Origin of the sequence: Lyngbya sp. CCY1209, assembly GCF_035615495.1 — a bacterium.
Taxonomy (GTDB): domain Bacteria; phylum Cyanobacteriota; class Cyanobacteriia; order Cyanobacteriales; family Microcoleaceae; genus Limnospira.
Genome location: NZ_JAJENU010000010.1, coordinates 1 through 1118, shown reverse-complemented (window position 1 = coordinate 1118; position 1118 = coordinate 1). Strand labels below are relative to the sequence as shown.

At 34.1% G+C, this 1118-nt stretch carries 2 protein-coding genes; both read right to left on the bottom strand.

Features of this window, described 5'->3' with window-relative positions; genetic code table 11:
* The coding region (locus LKE08_RS00055; RefSeq protein ID WP_324702157.1) for a sulfotransferase family 2 domain-containing protein at nucleotides 1-866 on the bottom strand (866 nt) is incomplete at its 3' end.
* Between the two features lie 67 nt (nucleotides 867-933).
* Nucleotides 934-1118: hypothetical protein (locus tag LKE08_RS00050; RefSeq protein ID WP_324702156.1), on the bottom strand; the 185-nt coding region annotated here is incomplete at its 5' end.

The following is a 1118-nucleotide window of genomic DNA, read 5'->3' as shown; positions in this document are numbered from 1 at the left end:
GCAAAATCATTAAATAAGTTCTCAACTTTGAGAAGATGGGGTTTGATGATACCCATCTCAATTAAAGGATGAGCTTGCAGCTTATGGTGAATATTGCAATTTCTAATATCCAGTGATTTTAAATATTGTACAAACTCATCAAAACAAAAACTATTTTTACGGCTTATTTTTCTTCCTAAAAATCTCGAGATTTTGGGATCATCATATCCAGTTTTAATAGCATGAATGTAGCTACTAACTGCTCGATAGAAAGGGTTTCTAACTAAACATAAAATATGGGAATTTAAAATTTCTTTTGTGGATCTGATCTGTTTTTTGTATTTACGATCTTGGGTAAAAACCTTGGCTCTATACCTATGAGGATGACGATGGTAGGATTCTACATCTTGATATAGTCCTGCATGGTAAAAAAACCACTTTACACCAAAGCTACAAGCACTTTTAGCGCAGAAAATTAAAGTTAAATTCAGTGATTTATTGTATAGAGGTTTTGGCTGATGACGAAGCCATATTTGACGAATTTCATGGGGAGATAGCTTTTGGTCAAAATTAACATAAGTCACTGATTTGTTTGATTCTTTGCTTCCTGATTTACTGGTTCCTAGTATTTTTCCTGTATCTTTCAAAGCTAACTGTATTTGGTCTCCATTTTGTACATTATAGGGAGATAAATCAAAACAAAAATTCACCCGTAGATTATCACTATTCCTCTGGAAACGTTTAGGTTTAATCTTGTCAGATGTCAACTTTTGACCATTAATTAATACAACGATATCAGAGGGATGAAAACCTCCTTGGTCAGGTAATATCCAGCCTCTGACAATTCCCTGGCTTTCTAAATTATTCCAGTTTACAGAACTTTTCATTTATGGGCTTACCTCAATTCATTTAGGAACTCTATAAATTATAACAATCTCCGTTGGGCTTGAAACTTTATGAACCTCTGATTTTATTTAAGTCATCTCTCCACTTGAGTAGATCTTTTTCTATTTGAGCCAATGAAGGTTGATACGGAGCCTGAGAAGTAAACTCTAAATCCAATTCTGGCTTGTACCCAAATATCTCAAAATCAGCGCGGTAAATATTAGCAATATCCCGAACTAACTCCTCAGAGTAGA